Genomic DNA, 534 nt, shown 5'->3' on the forward strand with positions numbered 1-534 from the left:
ATTCTGGAAGGCTCGGAACTGACGCTCGAAGTCCAGCAGCAGCTGGGCGACGGCGTGGTCCGTACCATCTGTCTGGGTGCCTCCGACGGCCTGCGCCGCGGCGTCGTGGTGAAGAATACGGGCAATCCGATTTCGGTGCCGGTCGGCAAGCCGACCCTCGGCCGCATCATGGACGTGCTCGGCCGCCCGATCGACGAGGCGGGACCGATCGAGAGCGAAAACAAGCGCTCGATCCACCAGAAGGCGCCGGCGTTCGACGAGCTGTCGCCGTCGACCGAACTGCTCGAAACGGGCATCAAGGTCATCGATCTGATCTGCCCGTTCGCAAAGGGCGGCAAGGTCGGCCTGTTCGGCGGCGCGGGCGTGGGCAAGACCGTCAACATGATGGAGCTCATCAACAACATCGCGAAGGAGCACGGCGGTTACTCCGTGTTCGCGGGCGTGGGCGAGCGTACCCGTGAAGGGAACGACTTCTACCACGAAATGAAGGACTCGAACGTTCTCGACAAGGTCGCGCTGGTGTACGGCCAGATG

1 pseudogene is annotated in these 534 nt (G+C 63.7%); it reads left to right on the forward strand.

Annotation, left to right across the window (positions count from 1 at the left end):
* Window positions 1-534, forward strand: a pseudogene (locus tag J5M67_RS27695) (F0F1 ATP synthase subunit beta); the annotation flags it as partial.

Origin of the sequence: Pseudomonas sp. 30_B, assembly GCF_017491605.1 — a bacterium.
Taxonomy (GTDB): domain Bacteria; phylum Pseudomonadota; class Gammaproteobacteria; order Pseudomonadales; family Pseudomonadaceae; genus Pseudomonas.